The organism is Nocardioides sp. Leaf285, from assembly GCF_001422955.1.
Classification (GTDB): domain Bacteria; phylum Actinomycetota; class Actinomycetes; order Propionibacteriales; family Nocardioidaceae; genus Nocardioides; species Nocardioides kribbensis.
This window is the reverse complement of the sequence record NZ_LMNH01000005.1, coordinates 265,658-285,571: the sequence shown is the minus strand read 5'-3', so window position 1 is coordinate 285,571 and position 19,914 is coordinate 265,658. Positions and strand designations below refer to the sequence as shown.

Below are 19,914 nucleotides of genomic sequence, written 5' to 3'. Positions count from 1 at the left end.
GGTGGGGTGCGGGTTCGAGGCTAGCGCCGGTGGGGCCGGGCGGATGGGGCGTGGGCAGAGGACCGGGGAGAGGGACGGGCGGTTCAGAGTCCGCCGGGGCCGGTGGCGTGGCTGGCGACGGGGGTCTGGCGGCCGTGGACGAACGCCTCGGCACGCGCGGTCTCGCGGCGCTGGGCTCGCTGGTCGGCGTGCGCGTGCGCGGCGCTCTCGCTCGCGGGGTCCGACTGGTCCCTCAGGCGTCGCTTCAGGCGCTCGGCTCGCATCCAGTCGATACCCAGGGCTGCGACGGTGACGGCTGCGAGGAGGGCGAGGGTGAACGAGGAGGTCATGCCCTCCTGGTGTGCGGCACCGGCGCGGAGCGCTCCCTGGCCTAGGCGAGGCGCGAGACGGTCAGGACCCCCGCGGGGTCATCTGGGGCTCCCTGGGGCTCCTGGGGCTACTCGGCGTAGGCCCAGACGTTGTCGACCTGGTCGTCGAGCATCTTGCTGGTGCGAGCCGACCCGATGTGGCCGACCATGTGGGCGGGGTTGCGAGTGCCCGCCTCGGTGAGCAGGTCGCGGTAGAAGGTGCCGGTGGAGAAGTCCTCGGTCATGGTGCGAGCCCAGGTGGTGTCGGCCTCGGCGAGGGCGTCGGCGAGGGTGACGTTGGCCGAACCCAGGTCGGCCTGGCAGTAGACGCGCTGGTGGTCGTCCCAGTCGCGAGTGTCGTCGTTGGTGGCGCCGTACTGGCTGGCCAGGTGCTCGTCGACCAGGTCGCCGTTGTCGACGAGCCAGGCGGTGGCCGCGGCCTGGGCCCGGTCGAAGACTTCGTGGTCGGCCGCGTCGAGGTTCTTGGCCCGGCACAGGTAGAAGGCGAGCCCGTCGACCATGTGCTCCTCGGTCCCGGGGAAGATGAGGTGACCGCCCGCGCCGTCGTCGGCGATGTCGAGGACGGTGAAGCCGTGCTGGGCACCGAAGTCCTCTTCGGTCAGCGTCAGCATCGAGCGGTCAGCCAGAGCGTCGGCGATGGGGCGCTGCAGGTCTGCGGGCGCCGCGTTGTCGAGCAGGTCGACACCGCCGGGGCCGAGGTCGGTCTCGGTGCGGGTCTTGATCGTGAAGGTGCCGTCGCCTGCGCGGGGGTGGGCGGCGGCGTCGAAGGGTTCGTTCATGATCAGTCCTGGGGGAGGGTCGCGGCGGAGCGTCGGATGCGGTCGGCGGTACTGCGGAGCAGGGCTGCATCGGGGGTCGATGCTGAGGAGGCGGCGGCGTCGAGCGCTGCGGCGTAGGCAGTGGGGTTCTGGTCACCGTTGTCGAAGGCGTCGTAGGCAGCGTCGAGGCGCTCGCGCAACGTGCTCGCACCGGGTGCTCCGAAGCGGGCGTCGAGCGCGGTCTGGTGCCGGTCGACCATCTCGGCTCGCGCGTGCCTCATCAGCCGCTGCTCCAGTCGGTCGATGGCTGGTGCGATGTGCTCGGTGTAGTCGGCCTCCACACGCTCGGGCGTCACGGGGCTCGTGGGCGAGCCCGGGTGGCCTCCTCGGTCGAGGACCTCGCCGTAGACCGCGATCATGGCGGGCAGACCGGCCACTTGGCAGGCCCGGCGCACCTGCGACCACTGGTCACGGCGGGTGGCCTTGTCGGACTTATCGGTGGCGGGGTACTGGGCGAGGAGGTTGTCGAGGGGGTGGTCGAAGTACGCCTCGGCGAAGGAGACGACGTCCTGCTCGCTCTGGTCGAGGAGGGTGGACCGGGGCACCGCGCCGCGCTGGATGATGATGTCGTAGGGGCCCGTCATGGCCCACTGCCCGGCGGCGTCACAGAGGTCGTGGACCGGGACCTCAATGTTGACGTTGGCCTCCAGCGCCCGACGGACGGCGATGGCGTCTACCCCGAAGACATTCAGGTCATCGAACTCGTTGTCGAAGGCGGTGACGGCGTGGACGGTGTCGCCGTCGTCGTCGGTGACCCGCAGCATCCCGTCGGCGTCGAGGCGGTACTCGAAGGTCCGGCCGCCCTCATCGTCGGGCTCCAGGGTCTGGACCATGTCCGCTGCCTCGTGGCCGCATTCGTCGCAGGTCGAGCCCGGCAGGAACCGCTCCGACCGCGTGCCGACGCTCGAACCGGTGGCGGGGGAGTCGACCCGACCGACCATGGGGGCGCTGCAGTCGGGGCACCGACCCAGCAGGTTGCTGGGGTGGTGGGGGCGTGAGCCTCCCTCGGGCGAGGTGTCGCTGTCGGAGACCAGGTTGACGCCACCGGGGCCGAGGTCGGTCTCGGGGTGGGCCTTGGTCGCGAAGGTGCCGTCGCCTGCGCGGGGGTGGGCGGTGGCGTCGAAGGGGGCGCTCATGCCGGTGGGGTGTGCGGGGCCTGCCTGGCCCGCTCGCGGTGGGTGGTGGCCAGCCGCTCAGGGCGTCTGACTGTTGAGGCTGCCCGGGTCTGCGGTGGTTTCAGGGCCGGTGCGCCTCGCCCGTCGTTGCCTCAGACGGCCCGGGAGGCCGTGGAGGAACACGAAACCGTAGGCGCAGGCGACGGGCCAGGCGACAGCGAAGAGGTACAGCCACATCGGGATGCTCCGGGTGCGGGGTCGGTGGGGCGCCCTGGACCATGCGCAAGGCGTGGCTGACCACCACATCCGGGTGGCGCGGGTCGAGCGCGGCCGCTCACTCTTCGACGGGCTCCATCTTGGCGCGCAGCACCGTCGTCTCGGCGATGTCCCGGAAGGAGCCGTGCTCCTTCACGGTGGCCTTCATCAGGTACGTGCCGCCTTCGGCGATGTCCTCGGGACCCGACCCGGTGGCCCACCACTTGATGACGTTGCCGTCGGTGTCCTGCATCGAGATCAGCGTCCGGCCGCTGTAGTCGTTGGGGAAGAACCGGGTCTCGGTGACGGTCACCTTGACGTCGGCGAGCCGCTCGCCGGGTCGACCGAGGTGCCGGGAGTTGGCTGTGGCTTCGGCTTGGGCCGTGTCGCGCTCGGCTCGCTGCTGGCGGGCGTGGCGTGCGCCGATGGCGGAGATGAGGGTGCCGATGTTGCGCGAGGTGACGCTCTGTCCGGAGGCGATGGTGCGCAGGTTCTCGGCGTAGTCGGAGTCGCCGTCCAGCGCGCGGGCCTCGGCCAGCAGGGCTTCGGCCTCCCCGCTCTCGCGGATCTGGGAGGCGCGGGCCAGGATCCGGTCGCGTTCGGCGCGGGCCTCCTTGGTGCGGTGGTCGCCGAACAGGGCTGATCCGACGATGTCGGCGGTGGCGGTCTTGGTGGCTTCACCGTTGCTCGCCTCGTAGTAGGCGCGCGCGGCGCTGCGCGAGACCCAGCCGTCGTCCTCGACCGCGGCCAGGGCGATGGCCATGACCTGGGTGGAGTCGTAGCGCTGCTCGACCCGGTTTCGGCCCGTGGCGGGTGGCGCGGCGTTCTCGGACTCCTCCACGTCGAACTCCAGCATCCACAGCCCGGCGGGCTTGATGCCCATGAAGCGTGTCAGGCAGTTGGAGCCGACCTGCATCTGGGTGCGCTTGCCGGTCTCGGGATCGGTGCGCGAGACGACGTAGGTGTCACGGCGCTCGCGGTTCTGCCCGCACACGTCGCAGGTGCGGTCGGTGGGGCGGTGGTCGAGTTCGGCGCCGGGGACGCTGCGGGTGACCAGGCCGACCTCGTCGTCCCAGGACAGGGTGGCGGCGAACTCCCAGCCCTCGTGCTGGACGGTGGGCCGGTCCAGGTGCAGGCGTGTCATCTCCACGATCGTCTCGACGCCTGTGCGCTCCTCGACTCGCCGCTCCTCGAAGGTCTCGGTGCGGTACCCGAACCGCTCGGCGATGCCCGCGCGCTCGGCGCGGCGGTTGGCCTTCTCGATGGAGGCGATGGCCTTGTCGGTCTTCCAGGACTCGAAGACGTAGGTGTTGCGCTGCTCCTCGACCTCGGACGGTTCGGTCACCGATCCATCGTCCCCGAGTCCGGTCGCGGGGTCCACGGCGAGGTCGAGGTCGTGGAGGTCGGCCTCGGACCGGGCGAATGCCGCGTAGGTCCCGTCGCCGTGCCGGGCCTGCTGGCGCGCGGCCTGAGCGGCGGTGAGGGAGGGCGAGGGGTAAGTCATGCCTGCCGGGTGTGCGGGCGACCCGGGTGGCGCTCCGCGACGGGGAGCGGTCCGGACGCAGACAGCCCCTCGCACGGGAGAGGCGCGAGGGGCTGCCTGGCGCTCGTGGCGCCTGGGGGGTAAGCGCCACGAACGGTGGGTGTTCGTCGGGGCTGGGCTCTCAGATTGGCCCGGCCCCGGCGGGGTACCCGGCGGTAACCGTACGTGGTGGCGACCTGGGGTGACGGTGCGGGGTAAAGACGAAGGCCGCCTGGTTGTTGACGGATCGGGTCAGCGACGGCCTAGTTGACCATGTCGTCGAGCAGGGTGGTGACCATGGCGGCGACGGGGCCGCGCTCGGACTTGGTCAGGGTGGTGTGGGCGAACAGCGGGTTGCCCTTCAGGCGCTCGACCACCGCGGCGATGCCGTCGTAGCGACCGACGCGGGAGTTGTCGCGCTGTGCGACGTCCCAGGACAAGGCGACCTTGGCGTTGGCGCCCAGACGGCTCAGGGCCGTGAGCAGGACGGGACGCTCCAGGTTCTGCGCCTCGTCGACGATGATGAAGGCGTCGTTGAGGGTGCGTCCGCGGATGTGGGTCAGGGGCAGCACCTCCAGCATCTCGCGAGCGACGATCTCGTCGACGACGTCCTTGCTGGTCATCGAGGCGAGGGCGTCGAAGACCGCGGCACCCCACGGACTCATCTTCTCGTCGGCCGAGCCGGGCAGGTAGCCGAGGTCCTGGCCGCCGACGGCGAACAGCGGACGGAAGACGACGACCTTCTTGAAGGTGCTCGTCTCCAGGACCTGCTCCAGGCCAGCGGCGAGCGCGAGGTAGGTCTTGCCGGTTCCTGCGGGGCCGCCGAGGGAGACGACGCCGACGTCGGGGTTCGTCAGGTGGGCCAGGGCGATCTTCTGCTCCAGCGACTTTCCGCGGACTCCGAAGGCCTCTCGGTCCTTGGCGATGACGGTCAGCGACTTGTCGGCGCCGACGATGCCGATGGCCGAGCCGTGGCTGCTGATGAGCCGTACGCCGGTGTTGGTGAGGACCTCGCCGCCCTCAGGGGTGGCCAGGCGCGCCTCGTCGATGTCGAGGGAGCCCTGGTCGTAGAGGCCGTCGATGACTGCGGGGGAGACCTCGATCTCTTCGATGCCGGTGTAGGGCCGCTCCACGACGACCATCTCGTTGCGGTAGGGCTCGGCGCCCAGACCAAGGACCTTGGCCTTCAGCCTCATCGGCATGTCCTTCGACACGACGGTGACGTCTCGGGCCGCCTCGCCCACCTTGGCGTCGCCGTTGGCGAGGTTGAAGGCGACGGCGAGGATCCGGGCGTCGTTGTCGCTGGCACGCGCGACGGCGTCGGGCAGGCCGGACTGGTCGATGTGGTTCATCTCGATGCGGACGGTGCCTCCGTGGTCGTTGATCTTGACCCCGTGGTTGATGTCGCCGCGCTCGGAGACGGCCTCGATGGCGCGCAGCGCCTCGCGGGCGGGGAAGCCGAGGGAGACGTGGGTGCGCTTGGCCTCCAACTCAGTGATGACGACCAGGGGGATGACGACCTCGTGCTCGACGAACTGGTGGATGGCGTTGGGCGCCGAGAGCAGCACGGAGGTGTCCAGGACGTAGACCTTCTTCCTCACCTCCGTCCCGGTGCTGAGGCCGGTGCAACCGGTGCTGGTGGGGACGGGAGCCTGGGTCATCGTGGACCTGCCTGTCGCGGGGTTGGTGTCGGGGGCGGCCCGAGGAGGGCCCGGTGGGGGATGTTGCGTGGAAGGTCTGTGCCTCAGTGGGCCAATCGGGCGCGCACGAGCGGCAGGAGGCGCTGTGGGAGCGGGATCTCTGTGACCGGTCGGTGAGGTCGGGTCACCCTCAGGAACCCTCGGGGGCCTCGGGGGTGTCGATGAGGCCCGCCGCGAGAGCGCGGTCACGGACCGTCCGCAGATCCTGGTCGAGGTAGGCAGCCACGGCGACCGCCTTGCACAGCCCGGTGTGCCCCTTGGCCCCGAGGATCCGGTCAGCGTTGAGGCGCTTGACGTCATCGGACTGGCTCAGACGGCCGATGTCCGGTCCGCAGTCCTGCGAGACGACGTACTCCCACTCGGAGGAGTCCGGGTAGGAGGTCTGCAGGGCGTAGGAGGTGCCGTGGTACTGCGCGGCGGTGCGGTCGGCGATCTTGGTGATGTCGTACAGGTCGTTGCCGTCGAAGTCCTCGTACTCCGCCAACAGCGACTCCGGGTCGTCGTCGAAGCCGAGGTCCATCGCTAGGTCCGGGTCCAGCAGGATGCGCATGACGCGCTGCTCGTCCTGGTTGAGGGTGTCGATCTCGACCCCGAGCGCGTCGATCTGGTCGTGCGTGAACCCCGAGGTGTGGTGGTTGTCAGGGGCGAGGGAGACGTCGGCGCTCTCGTCGCGAGGCGTCGTGATGAACTGCCCGCCGCCGGGTCCGCTTCGGGCTCGGGGGTGACGGGCAGAGTCGAAGCCGGATGTGGTGGTCATGCCCTGCAGGTGTGCGGGCGCAGGTGCACACGCTCGGTGTCTGCCCGATGTCGACCCGGTGCGTGATCACTCCAGCGAGTAGGCCGTGCGGTAGGCGGTGACGGCGTCGGCGACGGCCTGGTCCGCGGAGCGGATCGCTGTTCGGGTCGAGGGACGCAAGCCGTAGCGGGGCAGGGTCTCGCGCGCGGTGACGGCGTCGTTGAGGGTGTCGGCGGTCACGAGTCGGGCTGCGGTGTTGGCGCGCGTGACCTCCTCGGCGTTGTCGGGGCCCGTGTGCGACAGGCGCGAGGGGCGCCGGTCGTAGGTGTCGCTCCACTGCGAGTTGGCGGCGCCCACGCGGTCCCAGCCCTCGGCGTGGCTTCGCGCCGCGCCACGGACCTGCATCAGGCGCTGGTCGTGGGGGCCGAAGGCGCCGCCGCTGTAGCGGAATGTCGCCTCGGGGACCCCGGCGGCAGACACCACCGTCGCCCCGGGAGCGCAGGAGCCCCCGTAGGCGAAGATGTCGCTCTCCTCGGTCAGGGGACGCGCCACGTAGTTGGTGGTGGTGGCGTGGGCCGTCCGGGTCTCGACGGGCTGGTCCAGGATCTTGCCGGAGTGCGCTACCGGGGAGGGGAGAGGCGAGGCGGCGGTGGTCAGCCCTACGGCGGCCTCGGCCTGGACGCTGGTGCGCTTGCGGCAGGTGCAGCCGTTGACGTGGTTCGCGACGTTGTTGGGGCAAGAGGTCGGCATGAGGGTTCCTTCCGGGGAAAGGCGTGAGGGTGCGCCGGTGCTCGGTCAGGGGGACACACAGATCGGGCAGTCGGCGGGGCGGGCGTTGTCGCCGTCGTGCTCACCGGCGTCGTGACGCTCGATGAGGTCGGCGTGGATGCCGCAGTAGCCGTCCCATCCATCGCCGCTGTCGGGGTCCTTGTCGCAGCCGTCCTCGCGACAGCGCTCCTCGCCCTCGTCGTCGAGGTGGTTGGCGAAGGAGTACTGGGTGCTGGCGCCGACGTCGTGGCTGTAGATCTCGCCGACGTTGATGGCCGCGTGCTCGTTCCCCAGCAGGGACGGGATGGCCTCGGGGTCCAGGTCGCAGTCGGGGTCCGAGAGGTACTCCCAGGCCTGGTCGCTGATGTGGGCGTACTGCGAGAAGGGCGCCTCGTAGGGGACGGCCCGGCCGACCCCGTAGGGGCCCGAGGCGCGGCTGGCGCGAGCGAACCCGGCGAAGAAGGAGTCGCCGCCCAGACCGTCGCCGTCGGCGTAGTCCCAGAAGACACGCAGGTCGGCGGACTCGAAGCGGCTCAGGACGCTGGCTGCGTCCTCGGGGGTGTAGCCCTCGGCGAAGACGCCACGGTTCGCGGACAGGGTCTCCACGTCGCGAGGCGTCATCGGAGGGGCCGTGGTGCCTGCCGGTGCGGGGTCCGGTGACAGGTTGACGCCGGTGCTCTCGGCCAGGGGCTTGCGAGCGAAGGTGCCGTCCCCGGAGCGAGGGTGCTGTGCGGCGTCGAAGGAGGGCGTGCTCATGCCGGTGAGGTGTGCGGGGCCGTACGGACGCGCTTGCCCTTCCGCCTCACCGGCCGTCCCGCACCACCGGCGGCTGCACCGGTCGGGGCAGGCCAACCCGGGCTCGGCCGTCGCTGGTGGTGCAGGTGGGGCAGTACTCGTCGTTGCCCCAGGCGCCGTTGTGGTCAGCGCACCGCGTGGCGCGGTAGTGCACGCGGTCCAGGGCGCTGGTCTCCACGACGCGCTGCCCGCGGACGTCGCGGAAGACGATGCGGTTGCGAGGCGCTGCGCCTGCGAGTCCGCCCGGTTCGACGACAGCGGGTTCGAGCACGGTGTTCTCGTAGACGATGCGAGCGCCGCTGGAGTAGAGCACGACGTCTCCGGCGCGCAGGTCGGAGCCGCTGACGGGCTCTGCGGACCCGAAGGCGTCGCGGGGGGACGGCTCGACGGTTGCTGGTGCAGACGGGGCGAGGTCGAGCGCGGCCACATCGATCTCGCGGCGCTGCTGAGTACCGAACTGGCCGGTGGGTCGGCGCGCAGCCTCTCGGGCGGCACCGGCTGCGGCACCGGCTGTGGGGCGGGTCATCTCAGACGCCCCAGCCTTCGTTGAGGTCACGCTCGGTGGGGCGGTGGGACTCCTCGACGTGCAGGCCCGCAGGTGGGGGGACGCGCAGTGCGACGTCGTCCCCGCTGAAGGCCAGCAGCCGGGAGGAGCCGGTCCCGGAATCGACGATGTCGATGAAGCGCTTGGTGGCTCCGGCGCGGTCGGTGAAGGACTCCGAGGCGGCGCGGACCCGGTACTCGCGCTGGTCGCCCGCGGGTCCGGCCAGGAAGTGGTCGTCGACCGCCAGGTCGGTGTAGGCCACTGGCGTGACGGCCTCGGTGCGGGCCTTCTCGGCTTCCTGCCAGTCCGCGTAGGTGGCGGCCATGCGGCGCCTTCGCGGCCCGGGGGTGGTCAGGGCCTCGAAGCGTTCGCGCGCTGCGTCGCGGCGGGCCTGGGTCTCACCCGCAGCCTCACGGGCACGGTTGGTGGACAGGTCACGGTGCCACGCCTTCATGGTTGCGATGCTGATGGGTGACTCGGGGTCGTAGGAGTCGATGCGCCACACGTCGTAGGCGGTGCGCGCGGGGAGCATCTCGTCGCCGGTGAACCACCCTGCGGGCACCGCGCCCTGGCCGCCCAGGTCGCCGACTCGCTCCCCCTCGGCGTCGAGGACGTCGCCGAGGTCGACGTCGAATGTGCCGTCACCGTTGGGTTCCTCGGGCCAGGTCGTGGTGTGGACGCGGTGGTCCTCGGGCAGGTCCTTCAGGACCTCGTAGGCCTCCAGGCGCCAGGCCAGGGCCTCGTGCGCGACGGCCTCGCGGTGGAGTCGCTCGGCGTCGGCGCGCACGGTGGCCAGCAAGTCGAGCCCCAGGTCGGCGGAGGCCTCCTCGCGCGCCTGGGTGCCGAACTCGCCGTTGGAACGGCGGGCAGCCTCACGCGCTGTGGCTGCCTCGCAGGAGTTGGGCTGGGAGGGCTTGGTCATGGCTGGGGGCTCCGTCCGTGGGGTTCGATGTTCGAGGTCTCCAGCAGGGCCGCACGGAAGGTGTCGGCGAGCGCCAGGTGGTTGTCGGTGACGCCCTCGGAACGTGCGAGGTCGTTGAGGCGGGTGCTGCGCGAGGGGCGCTCGATGATCTCGGAGTAGCAGCGGACGTCGCCGCCCGCGGTCCATTGCTCCTCACCTACGGCTTCCGGCTTGTCGCAGCCGTAGGAGCCAACCACGAACGTGCCCGCGTCGGCTGGTGCTTGGGCTCGCGCGAAGGTCACGGTTGTCTGGTAGGGCTCGCCGTCGTCGTAGCAGTTGTCGTGGATGTCGTAGTGCTCCTCGGCGTAGGTGACCACCACGTCCCAGTCCTTCTCGGTGGCGATGACGCAGGCCAGAGCCAGGGAGGGGGCGCCCTCCTCGTAGGCGGCGCGGAAGGCGTCGTCGACGACACCGGGGGTCACCATCCACTCGCCCTCGGGGGTGCTCACTGCAACGGGGCGGTAGCCCGACAGGTCGAGGTCGGGATCGTCGGGGTGCTGAGGGGCCATGACCGGGTCCAGGCGCAGCGCCCCGTCCTCGGTGCGGGGTTGCGTGCCGAACTCGCCGTTGGGTCGGCGGTTGGCCTCGCGGTTGGCCTCGCGGTTGGCGGCGTAGGGCGCAGCGTGGCGCGGCTTGCGCTGGCGCTCGCTCGCGGTGGTCGTCTTCTTGCTCATCTGCTCGTGTCTCACTCGATGCCGAGGGTGCGGGAGTCGGCGTCGAACCACAGGTCCTGTCCGCCGTGGGCCTTGGCCGCCTCGGTGAGCCGGTCGCCCACCTCGCCGAGGCCGCGGTCCCAGAACCCGGCGCCGTGACCGTTGCGGGTCAGTGCGAAGTCGTGCATGGCCTGGTCGAGTTCGTAGCCGGGCATGATGCGTCCGGCCTCGTCGATGAGTGCCTTGTTGGAGGAGAGGAAGTCGTGGACGTCCTCTCGGATCGTGGCCTTCGCTGCGGTGGAGAACTCGGCGTCGAGGGAGTCAGCCTCGACCATCTCGCTCTCGTCCGAGCCGTCGGGCCCGACCACGACGACGCTGGACCAGGCGAGGGTCTTCTCGTAGGACCACGCCGCCTCGCCCAGTTCGGCCTCGTTCGGGGTGTAGTAGCCCGTCTCGCCGAGGTCGTGGACGTCGAGCAGGCTGAGCCGGGCCAGGGTCTCGTCGTTGCCGTAGTCGGCGATCGTCATGGGGTCGTGGTCGAACTCGATGGAGGTCGACTTGTGGTCGTTGTCGAGGGAGGTGATGCGGGCCAGGCCGCCCCCGCCGGGGGAGAGGCGCACCCAGTCGCCGACGTGCAGGTCGCTGACTGGCGTCTCGACGCCCTCGCCTCGCGCAGGAGCGTCGAGCACGACACCTGCGGCTGCCTCGGCACGGGGCTTGGTCTGGTAGCGGCCGTCGCCGCCGTGCAGGTGGCCGTTGACGTCGTGACCGCTCATCGGGGTCGCTCCTCGGGTCGGGTGATGCTGGGCGCCGGGGCTGGCTCGCACGGTGGGTGTGCGGGCCGCGGCCGCGCCGCTCTGCCTCGGCTGCTGCCGCGGCTTGTCGATCCAGTGCGAGCGGCCGGGCTCAGCCGGGCAGGTGCAGGGCGAGGAGGAACCCGTCGAAGAACATGGCGAGGACCTCAGCGATCCGTTCGGGGCCTCCTGGGTTGCGGATGACCTGCTGCAGGTCCCCGGCTGTGTCGATGCCGTTCATCTGGAACGAGGCCTGGCGTGCGGCGTAGTGCAGCGCCGAGGGGTCGATGTCGCGGCTGATCATCGCGTTCATGGCCTCGAACCCGCGGGCCTCGCGCATGCGGCCCCTCAGGCTGTCCCTGGCGCTGATCAACGCGACGGTCGACCCCAGGGCTGAGAGGACGGACTCCTCGCTGCTGGCGGACGCAGCGTCGGGGTCGAGGCTGGCGTCGGGGTCGAGGAAGAGCCGCGCGGTGGCGAAGCCGTAGAAGTAGGCCGCGGTGCCGAGGCTCTGGGTGTGCAGGTCTGGGCCGTCGGGGCCTGAGGCGTCCCCGTGGCGGGCCAGCCGGGACATGTCGGCCTCACGCATCAGCAGTTCCGGTGAGACCCAGCGGCGCACGGCTTCTATCGGGTCGCCGCCTGCGTCGGTGTACTCGTTGGCGCGGCGCATCGCTGCACCAACGGCCGCTGCGTCCGGGTGGTCGGGTGGCTGCGTCGTCACGGCCTGGACGCTATCGCCAGGCGGCGGGCAGGGAGGCTGGCGCGCCCCCGTCCGGCGTCTCGGTGTCGCTCAGGCGTTGAGGATGCTGGCGAAGGTGTCGACGCGCTGCGCGCGCGCAGCGCGGGTCGCAGCGTGACTCAGGCTCTCCTCGAACCGCTCCCAGGCGTAGCCGACCATCTGGGAGCGCTCGCCCCGCGCGGGGCGGAACGGGGAGGACTCGCGGGCCAGGGGCGCCTCGTGGGCGTGCCACTCGGTCTCGGCGCGGAACTCGCCACGCAGGTAGCCCGGGGCCAGGTCGCCGTTGTCACCGGTGGGGACCCACTCGTGGTACGAGACGCGGTAGGTGACCTCGGTGCCGTCGGTGTCCCGGAACCGCAGGTCGGTGCACTCGCCGTCGCTCAGGGACATCGGGTGGGCCCCGTCGCGGAAGGTGTCGGAGCCTGAGAGCATCCAGCGCTTGCCCTCCAGGGAGTCGGTGACCTCCTCGGCGGCCCCGCCGTTGTTGGCCGCTCGGGAGGCGCTGGAGGAGGCGACGTCGAGGACGAGGTCGTCCAGTTCACCGTGCGCGCCCTGGGAACCGCCGAGGGCCTCCTCGATGGCGAGGTCGCCGATGCCGCAGCGGCGCACGAAGCGGATCTGCTCGGCCGGACCGGCGTTGTTGATCGACGAGGCGAACGACTCCGCTGCGCGGTACAGGCTCTCGTCGTCGTCGTCGTCGTCGTCGTCGTCGTCGTCGTCGTCGTCGTCGTCGTCGTCGTCGTCGTCGTCGTCGTCGTCGTCGTCGTCGTCGTGGATCCCGAACTCGGTCTCGGGGCAGTCGCGCTGCTCGTGGGCTCGCAGGGCGCTGGCCGCGGCGAAGCCGGATCCGCACAGGTCGCAGGTGAAGGCGGCCCCCGTCAGGTCCACGGTCGTGTCCTCGGGCAGGCCGTAGGCGCCGAAGCGGCCGTTGGCCTGCCGTGCGCTCTCGCGGGCCGCGTCGGCGCGGGCTGAGGGGAGAGGGGTGCTCATGACCGCCAGGTGTGCGGGGCACCGGCGGGGCGCTCGCCGCGGCCTGACCGCACCTCTGGGGCCGGGGGTCCTGAACGTCCTGTGCCGAGCGGGCGACGACAGCAGCGCAGCCGACGCAGCAGGCGCGCGCGTGGCGGTCGGCTTACATGATCTGCATGTCGTGCCGAGTCTGCCGATCAACTCGCGAGCCACCCGACTTAGTGCAGGGATTCGTGGGCCTCATGATCTCGGCGCGCGGTCCGTCGGCAACGGGACCGCCTGCTGCCTCGACGTCTCGACGTCTCGACGTCTCGACGCTGACCGAGCCGAAAGGGCCCGGACGCTGAGTGCGTCCGGGCCCTTTCTACGCCTCTAGGGGCTGTCTCCCACTAGGGGAAGTCCCTCGGTTGCCTACCGTCACGAGCAGCCGGAGGAGGTGCCGCACTCGGGGCAGATGCGGCACGCCCCCGCGGGCTGGGTCGGGTGCCCGCACGAGGAGCACAGGTGCCCCAGGTCGTGGGCGGCCGCGGCGCGCTGGGCGGCGAGGTCCTTGTCGACGGCCTTCGGGGTCGCGACCGGCGCCGGGGCGGCGGGCTCGACGGCCGTGATCTGCTCGCGCTCGGTGTCGGCGGGCACGACCTCGTCCTGGGCGACGGCGGGGATCTCGGTGTAGACCCCACCGTTGTCGAGGGCGTAGGTGCGCTCGGCTGCGGAGTAGATCTTGTAGGCGTCGCGGATCTCGAAGGGCAGGTGGTCCAGCGCCAGGCGGCGGAAGACGTAGTCCATGATCGAGGCCGACATGCGGATGTCGGGGTCGTCGGTCAGGCCGGACGGCTCGAAGCGCAGGTTGGTCATCTTGGCCACGTACGTCTCCAGCGGGACGCCGTACTGCAGGCCGATGGAGACCGCCATCGAGAAGGCGTCCATGACACCGGCCATGGTCGAGCCCTGCTTGCCGAACTTCATGAAGATCTCGCCGAGCGCGTCGTCGGCGTAGCGGCCCGCGGTCATGTAGCCCTCGGCCTCGCCGACCTTGAACGAGGTCGTCTGGGAGTTGCGGGTGCGCGGCATCTTGGTGCGGCGCGGCACCTGGACCTCCACGACCTTCTCGACGATCTTCTCGATGACCTTGACCTCGGCCTCGGGCGCCTCGGTCTGCTCGGCTGCGTCGCTGGCGGTCTTGGTGTTGCTCAGCGGCTGGCCGACCTTGGCGTTGTCGCGGTAGACCGCGGTGGCCTTCAGGCCCAGGCGCCAGGAGTCCATGTAGATGTCGGCGATCTCCTCGACGGTGGCGCTCTCGGGGAGGTTGACGGTCTTGGAGATGGCGCCGGACAGGAACGGCTGGCAGGCCGCCATCATCCGCACGTGCCCCATCGGGCCCAGGGCGCGGGGGGCACCGGCGGCGCAGTCGAAGACGGCGTAGTGCTGCTCGTCGAGGTGCGGGGCGTCCACGACGTTGCTGTGGGCCTCGATGTGCTCGGTGATGTCGGCGATCTGGGCGTCGCTGTAGCCCAACTTCGTCAGGGCGCGGGGCACGGTGTTGTTGACGATGTTGAGGAAGCCGCCGCCGACCATCTTCTTGAACTTGACCAGCGAGAAGTCCGGCTCGATGCCGGTGGTGTCGCAGTCCATCATGAAGCCGATGGTCCCGGTGGGGGCGAGCACGGAGGCCTGCGAGTTGCGCCAGCCGTGCTTGGCGCCGATCTCCAGGTTGAGGTCCCACTCCTGCTGGCCGACCTCGGCGATGGCGGCCGCCGGGGCGGAGGCGGTGACGACGAGGTCGGCGACGAACTCGGCGCCGTCGCCACGCGTGGCGGCCACGAGGGCGTTGGCGGCGTCGAGGTGCTTGACCATGACCCGCTTGTGGGGCTCCTCGTTCTCGGCGTAGCCCTTGTAGGGGCCCACGGCGGCGGCGATCTCGGCGGAGCGGCGGTAGGAGGCGCCGGTCATGACCGAGGTGATCGCGGCAGCCATCGCGCGACCCTCGGGGGTGTCGTAGCCCAGGCCCATCGCCATGAGCATCGCGCCGAGGTTGGCGTAGCCGATGCCCAACTGGCGGAAGTCGCGGGTGTTGCGGTCGATGTCGGGGGTGGGGAAGTCGGCGAAGGAGATGGAGATCTCCATGGCGGTGATGACGGTGCGCACCGCCTTGACGAACGTGGCGGTGTCGAAGACGTCGTCGTCGCCGAGGAACTTCATCAGGTTCAGCGAGGCCAGGTTGCACGAGGAGTTGTCGATCGACATGTACTCCGAGCACGGGTTGGAGGCGGTGATGCGGCCGGTGTTGACCAGGGTGTGCCAGTCGTTGATGGTGTCGTCGTACTGGATGCCCGGGTCGGCGCACTCCCACGCGGCGGTGGCGATCTTGCGCCACAGGGTGCGCGCGTCGATGGTCTCGATGACCTCGCCGGTGGTGCGCGAGGTGAGGCCGAACTCGGTGCCGTCCTCGACGGCGCGCATGAAGGCGTCGGAGACACGCACGGAGTTGTTGGCGTTCTGGTACTGCACCGAGACGATGTCCTTGCCGCCCAGGTCCATGTCGAACCCGGCGTCGCGCAGGGCACGGATCTTGTCCTCCTCGCGCGCCTTGGTCTCGACGAACTCCTCGATGTCGGGGTGGTCGACGTCGAGGACGACCATCTTGGCCGCGCGGCGGGTGGCGCCGCCGGACTTGATGGTGCCCGCGGAGGCGTCGGCGCCGCGCATGAAGGAGACCGGGCCGGAGGCGTTGCCGCCGGAGGAGGCCAGCAGTTCCTTGGAGGAGCGGATGCGGGAGATGTTCAGACCGGCGCCGGAGCCGCCCTTGAAGATGAACCCCTCCTCCTTGTACCAGTTCAGGATCGACTCCATGGAGTCGTCGACGGCGAGGATGAAGCACGCCGAGACCTGCTGCGGGCTGGAGGTGCCCACGTTGAACCAGACCGGGGAGTTGAAGGAGAAGTACTGGTTGACCAGCAGCCAGGTCAGGTCCTCACCGAAGACCTGCGCGTCGGCCTCGCTCATGTAGCCGTAGATGTGCGCGGCGCTCTGGTACTGGGCGACGACCCGGTCGATGACCTGGCGCAGGCTGGTCTCGCGCTGCTCGGTGCCCAGGGCGCCGCGGAAGTACTTGGTGGTCACGATGGTGGCCGCCACGTCGGACCACGAGGCGGGGAACTCGACGTCGCGCTGCTCGAAGACCGTCTCGCCGGTCTTGTAGTTGGTCTGCTCGACGTTGCGGCGCGTCCACTCGATCTGGTCGTAGGGGTGGATCCCCTCGGTGGAGAAGTCCCGGGTGACCGAGAGGCGGGGGGTGGGGTGGTCCTGGGCCTCGGCGGCCTGGTGCGTGAGGGTCATGGTCGTCCTTCTGGTGCGGTGCGGGGAGGGTGCTGTGCCACGGGGGTGGTGGCGGGGGACAGAGCAGGTTGGGCGGATGGCCGGACCGCGCGGGACGAGATCCCGAGGCCCCAGCGACACCAGCGCGGTGCGACTGAGGACCCGAAGGGTCGTCCGGAACGGTCGGCCGGGCCTGGTGGTGACGGACTGGTGTGCGGCATGAGCAGGCGCCGCTCGACCCGGCGTGGCGCTGTTCCTGTGCCGTCGCCGCTCAGCGGTCGACGAGGGATGCTGACCGCCCAGGCCCCCGCGAGGTGGCGAACTGGCCGGGGCGGTCGCTGCCAGCGAAAACACATCGGTGTGAGCCTGCGGCTGCTGGCGAGACCCTCGACCAGGCCCTCGATCAGGGCCGCGCTCCAGAGCCGCGGCCCGGGGCTTTCGGGTCACCCTGTTGCCGTGCCTCTCGTCATGGCACAGTTGTCGTGTAGGCCGCTCACACCGGCCTGTTGCGAAGGACCGCCCATCGCCCCGCGCCAGGGACGGTCCGTTCGAGCCAAGGTCACAGGATCGTGTGTCGCTCAGACCGCCCTTCATGTCAGGTGCGTCGACGAGCGCGGGACGTAGACGCATCGCACCCATGGAGATGGCCTCAGATGACCAGCGACAGCACGTTCAAGAAGGCCGTTCGCGCCTTCGCAGCCAAGCACGACCTCCCCTACAGCGAGGCTCGGCGCCGCCTGCTCGACAGCGCGGAGACGCTGCTCGACGACTCGGGCCAGGGCGAGCAGGCGCAGGGCCAGCCCTACCAGCGAGTCCTGCGGCGCTACCGCATCACCCAGGCGCCGTTGGAGTCCGATCCCGCGCTCTCCATGCGGCGTCCGTGGCTGGTCGACGAGACCGGGCACCTCGACTACCGCGTCAACCCCAGCGCGGACGCCTACTTCCTCGTCGGGTTCGAGGAGCGCAGCCCCGAGGCTGACGAGAAGCCCAGAGCGAGGGGCACTGCGTTGATGCGCAGCGAGATGATCGCCGACCCCACGCTGGCGATCGGGCTGCACCCTCTCTTCACCGACGTCGAGCGGTCGTTCTTCACGTGGGAGGGCGCCGTCATTGCGGTCGACGTCGAGGAGGTGACCTACCGCTACCAGCCACAGGAGGTGCTGGCGACGATGCGCTCCGACGACGGTGCCGTCGAGATCGCTCTCGCGGTGGGACACCTGCTGGCGCTGCTGCCTCTCGGGCACGTCGAGACGATGCGCAAGAACCGGTGGGAGTCACACAGCGACGGTGAGCAGCCCGACGAACTGCTCACCCTGGTCACCTACCTCGACGAGGCCACCGGCGCCAAGGACCACCCCGGGGCCGCCGAGGACGCCGAGCAGGCGCGCATGGCGCAGCGGCTGCTCGACCACTGCGAAAGCACCCAGACACCCGACGGTGAGGCGCTGGGCTACAGCGTGCACCTCGAACGCGACCAGGCCGACGCCTGGTACGCCGCCTACCAGGCACAGCCCACGGCCTTCACCGCCGTCCGACGTAGCACCGGCCCGGACCACGCAGAGGAGCAGACCCCATGAGCCCATCACACCGTCAGCCCCCGGGGGCGTCCAGCGAGCCGGACCTGCTGACAGGCGACATGCGCATGTCCGGAGCCCGCGCGGACACCTCGCTGACCCCAGCCCAGCGGGTCCCCTCGACGGTGGAGCGCACGAGCATCCACATCGAGGGCTACCCGGGCATCGCCCCCATCACCGAGACACCGGGCGAGGGCGAGATCTACTGGGCCTCACCCGACATGACCGACCTGTGCCTGGACGCCGCGACCGGACTGGAGAAGGTCCACTGGGGCACCGTACGCGCCCCCTCGCGTCGCGGTCTGGTGGTGTTCGCCCACGCCGTCACCGTCACCGTCCTCACCGGCATCGACGCCTCTGAGGGAGTCATGGACGTCCCGGTGCGCGCGATGCTGTGGCACGACACCGGGGCCCACGTGGTGCTCGCGAGCCTCATCGACGAGCCGGGCGGCGGCCTGGAGGTGCTGGGCACATCGGCGGCGCGCACCGACCACGAGTCGACCTTCACCGGCTTCCAGCCGCCACAGATGCTGGCTGCTTTGTTCCTGCTGCTGGAGCAGCCCGGCATCACCCACAGCGCCGACCACCGCCCGCCTGCTGCGCCCCCGATTCGTCGGGGCGGCAGGACCGTTCGCGCCAAGCGGCCCCCGTCGGTCAGGGTCGTCGACCTGCGTCCGGGCTCGACGTCGGCGCAGGTCTACGACCGCGGCAACGGCCGAGGCCGGGAGTACCGGCACCGCTTCGTCGTCCGCGGCCACTGGCGCCAGCAGCCCTACCCCTCGCTGGGCGAGGGCGTCACCAAGCCGGTGTGGATCGCCCCGTACCTGAAAGGCCCCGACGGTGCGACGGTCCTCACCTCGTCCAAGGTGGTGGCCATCAAGCCGCGCCCCTCGCAGGGCTGATCGCCCCCGCGCCCCGTCTGCTCGTCGTCGTGTCGTGGCACAGGATGGCCAAGACAGCCGTCGGAGCCGCATCGTCCACGACCTCGCCAGGAGCGCCCATGAGCCCCGCCGCACCCTCACTGACGTCGATGGCCGAGGTCGTCATCACCCACCCTCACGCGCTGCTCCTGCACACCACCGGGCGCGGTGTGGTCGGCACCGCCCAGGCCGTCCTCGCGGGGGAGTGGGACGCGGTGATCGACCTGTGCGCCGATCCGGCCGCAGGGGCGAAGATCCCCGATCCCACCACTGCGAGGCGAGCGCTGCAGGAAGCCGCCGCCGCCAGCGGCCTCGCCTTCCCCGAGCCCGACCGCACCCCGCTGGGCCCCGGTGACCCCGCAGGTCTGCGCGAGCAGGTGCGGGGCGAGGACACCGTCGTCATCACCGGTCCCCTGGGGGCCAGCACCGCCGCGCTCGACCTCTTCATGCGACTGCTGTGCGGGCAGTGGGCCGAACTCGACTGGCACTGCGCCCTGGCCTCCGCGACAGATCGTGCCCCTGGCTGGGATCCCCTCGCGCTCAACTCCCTGCGCTGCCTGGTCAGCCGCACCCGCGCTCCAGTGGCGCGCGGCGAGTACCGGCCACTGACCGAGGACGAGTTCCCCGACCATCCCAGCGCCTCGGTCTCGATCGCCTCCGCGGTCCTGCCCGCCAGAGTCGCCTACCACGCCTACAAGCACCTGGGAGGAGGGACGGTCGGCGCCCCCACGTTCTCCCTGCCCGGCGGCCCCGTCGAGGTGCGGCTCGACGGGCAGATCGTCAACCGGATCCGCTCCTACTGACCCGCGCGGTCGCCAGCGTTACGTGAGCGGCACAGGAGAACTGCGAAAACCCGGCGCGAGGGTGGCCGGGCGGCAATGCCGCACGCGCCCTCGGCGCCTTCCTACCGTTCCGGAACGGAGCATCGACATGGCCGACCAGCAAGAACAGTCTGACGTCGACCTGATCATCGACCGGTCATGGCGGGACCGGGTCTGGTTTTGGAAGCCGCAGTGGCACTGGTGGGGATGGCGCACGCTCGTCCCCGTCTTCCGGGGCGGCGATCAGCACAACTGGCACACCATCTGCCTGGGCTGGACCATCACCGGCCGGGTCATCATCGCCACCCGTCCCTGCCCCGGGACTGGCCGCTGCGATGACGGCCCACGCCCCGACATGGAGCGACCATGAAACGCGCCGATCTGACTGCCGCGGCGAAGTTCCGGGCCGTCTGCACGACCTGCGGCCGCCGCCAGTCGCGACCTACCACGGCGCACACGTCGGCGCTCTGGATGGGGCAGCACGAATCGGAGCATCGTCGGATGGCCGCCGATGCGGCCGAGCAGGGCGCACGCCCCGGAGAGGAGC

Annotated in this window: 19 protein-coding genes; 4 read left to right on the top strand and 15 right to left on the bottom strand. The window is 70.7% G+C overall.

The annotated features are described in order from the left end of the window. Nucleotides 1-83 precede the first annotated feature (83 nt). The 15 genes from ASF47_RS19205 to ASF47_RS19135 all read right to left on the bottom strand — a co-directional run bounded on the left by ASF47_RS19205 (nt 84) and on the right by ASF47_RS19135 (nt 16,073). Complete coding sequence (locus ASF47_RS19205; protein WP_056865653.1) at nt 84-329, bottom strand: hypothetical protein; 246 nt, start codon at nt 327-329, stop codon at nt 84-86. 107 nt (nt 330-436) lie between these two features. After that, nucleotides 437-1,147 carry a hypothetical protein gene (locus tag ASF47_RS19200; protein WP_056865652.1) on the bottom strand — a complete coding sequence of 237 codons (711 nt, stop codon included), beginning with the start codon at nt 1,145-1,147 and terminating at the stop codon, nt 437-439. Nucleotides 1,148-1,149: 2 nt separating this feature from the next. Further along, entirely contained in the window at nt 1,150-2,322 is a 1,173-nt protein-coding gene (locus ASF47_RS19195) for a hypothetical protein (RefSeq protein WP_056865651.1), read from the bottom strand. 313 nt (nt 2,323-2,635) lie between these two features. After that, on the bottom strand, nt 2,636-4,060 hold the full coding sequence (locus ASF47_RS19190; RefSeq protein WP_056865650.1) for a hypothetical protein: 1,425 nt from the start codon (nt 4,058-4,060) through the stop codon (nt 2,636-2,638). 281 nt (nt 4,061-4,341) lie between these two features. After that, on the bottom strand, nt 4,342-5,739 hold the full coding sequence (locus tag ASF47_RS19185; RefSeq protein ID WP_056865649.1) for a PhoH family protein: 1,398 nt from the start codon (nt 5,737-5,739) through the stop codon (nt 4,342-4,344). 169 nt (nt 5,740-5,908) lie between these two features. Then, on the bottom strand, nt 5,909-6,535 hold the full coding sequence (locus ASF47_RS19180) for a hypothetical protein (protein WP_056865648.1): 627 nt from the start codon (nt 6,533-6,535) through the stop codon (nt 5,909-5,911). A gap of 66 nt (nt 6,536-6,601) precedes the next feature. Beyond that, complete coding sequence (locus ASF47_RS19175) at nt 6,602-7,264, bottom strand: hypothetical protein (protein ID WP_056865647.1); 663 nt, start codon at nt 7,262-7,264, stop codon at nt 6,602-6,604. A gap of 45 nt (nt 7,265-7,309) precedes the next feature. Then, nucleotides 7,310-8,038, bottom strand: a complete 729-nt coding sequence (locus ASF47_RS19170; protein ID WP_056865646.1) for a hypothetical protein — start codon at nt 8,036-8,038, stop codon at nt 7,310-7,312. A 46-nt stretch (nt 8,039-8,084) separates the two neighbouring features. Further along, the gene (locus tag ASF47_RS19165) at nt 8,085-8,603 is read right to left on the bottom strand and encodes a hypothetical protein (RefSeq protein WP_156698063.1); all 519 of its coding nucleotides are present in this window, start codon (nt 8,601-8,603) and stop codon (nt 8,085-8,087) included. A 1-nt stretch (nt 8,604) separates the two neighbouring features. Continuing rightward, a complete protein-coding gene (locus ASF47_RS19160) occupies nt 8,605-9,543 on the bottom strand; it encodes a hypothetical protein (RefSeq protein ID WP_056865644.1) in 939 nt (312 codons plus the stop codon). Beyond that, nucleotides 9,540-10,256 (bottom strand): hypothetical protein, encoded by a 717-nt coding sequence (locus ASF47_RS19155; RefSeq protein ID WP_056865643.1) that lies wholly within the window; start codon nt 10,254-10,256, stop codon nt 9,540-9,542. Before ASF47_RS19155 ends, ASF47_RS19160 begins: the two co-directional genes overlap by 4 nt. A gap of 11 nt (nt 10,257-10,267) precedes the next feature. Beyond that, nucleotides 10,268-11,011 carry a hypothetical protein gene (locus ASF47_RS19150; RefSeq protein WP_056865642.1) on the bottom strand — a complete coding sequence of 248 codons (744 nt, stop codon included), beginning with the start codon at nt 11,009-11,011 and terminating at the stop codon, nt 10,268-10,270. A 130-nt stretch (nt 11,012-11,141) separates the two neighbouring features. After that, nucleotides 11,142-11,750 carry a hypothetical protein gene (locus ASF47_RS19145; protein WP_156698062.1) on the bottom strand — a complete coding sequence of 203 codons (609 nt, stop codon included), beginning with the start codon at nt 11,748-11,750 and terminating at the stop codon, nt 11,142-11,144. A 69-nt stretch (nt 11,751-11,819) separates the two neighbouring features. Continuing rightward, nucleotides 11,820-12,758, bottom strand: a complete 939-nt coding sequence (locus ASF47_RS21755; RefSeq protein ID WP_056865640.1) for a hypothetical protein — start codon at nt 12,756-12,758, stop codon at nt 11,820-11,822. Nucleotides 12,759-13,154: 396 nt separating this feature from the next. Further along, on the bottom strand, nt 13,155-16,073 hold the full coding sequence (locus ASF47_RS19135; protein ID WP_056865639.1) for a vitamin B12-dependent ribonucleotide reductase: 2,919 nt from the start codon (nt 16,071-16,073) through the stop codon (nt 13,155-13,157). Nucleotides 16,074-16,705: 632 nt separating this feature from the next. Between ASF47_RS19135 and ASF47_RS19130 the strand changes: the two genes are divergently transcribed. The 4 genes from ASF47_RS19130 to ASF47_RS19115 all read left to right on the top strand — a co-directional run bounded on the left by ASF47_RS19130 (nt 16,706) and on the right by ASF47_RS19115 (nt 19,737). After that, on the top strand, nt 16,706-17,629 hold the full coding sequence (locus tag ASF47_RS19130; protein ID WP_056865638.1) for a hypothetical protein: 924 nt from the start codon (nt 16,706-16,708) through the stop codon (nt 17,627-17,629). A gap of 65 nt (nt 17,630-17,694) precedes the next feature. After that, on the top strand, nt 17,695-18,528 hold the full coding sequence (locus ASF47_RS19125) for a hypothetical protein (protein ID WP_156698061.1): 834 nt from the start codon (nt 17,695-17,697) through the stop codon (nt 18,526-18,528). A gap of 98 nt (nt 18,529-18,626) precedes the next feature. Next, nucleotides 18,627-19,349: a hypothetical protein gene (locus ASF47_RS19120; protein ID WP_156698060.1), complete on the top strand. Its 723-nt coding sequence runs from the start codon at nt 18,627-18,629 to the stop codon at nt 19,347-19,349. A 127-nt stretch (nt 19,350-19,476) separates the two neighbouring features. Next, nucleotides 19,477-19,737, top strand: coding sequence for a hypothetical protein (locus tag ASF47_RS19115; protein WP_056865635.1), 261 nt, complete (start codon nt 19,477-19,479; stop codon nt 19,735-19,737). Nucleotides 19,738-19,914 lie beyond the last annotated feature (177 nt).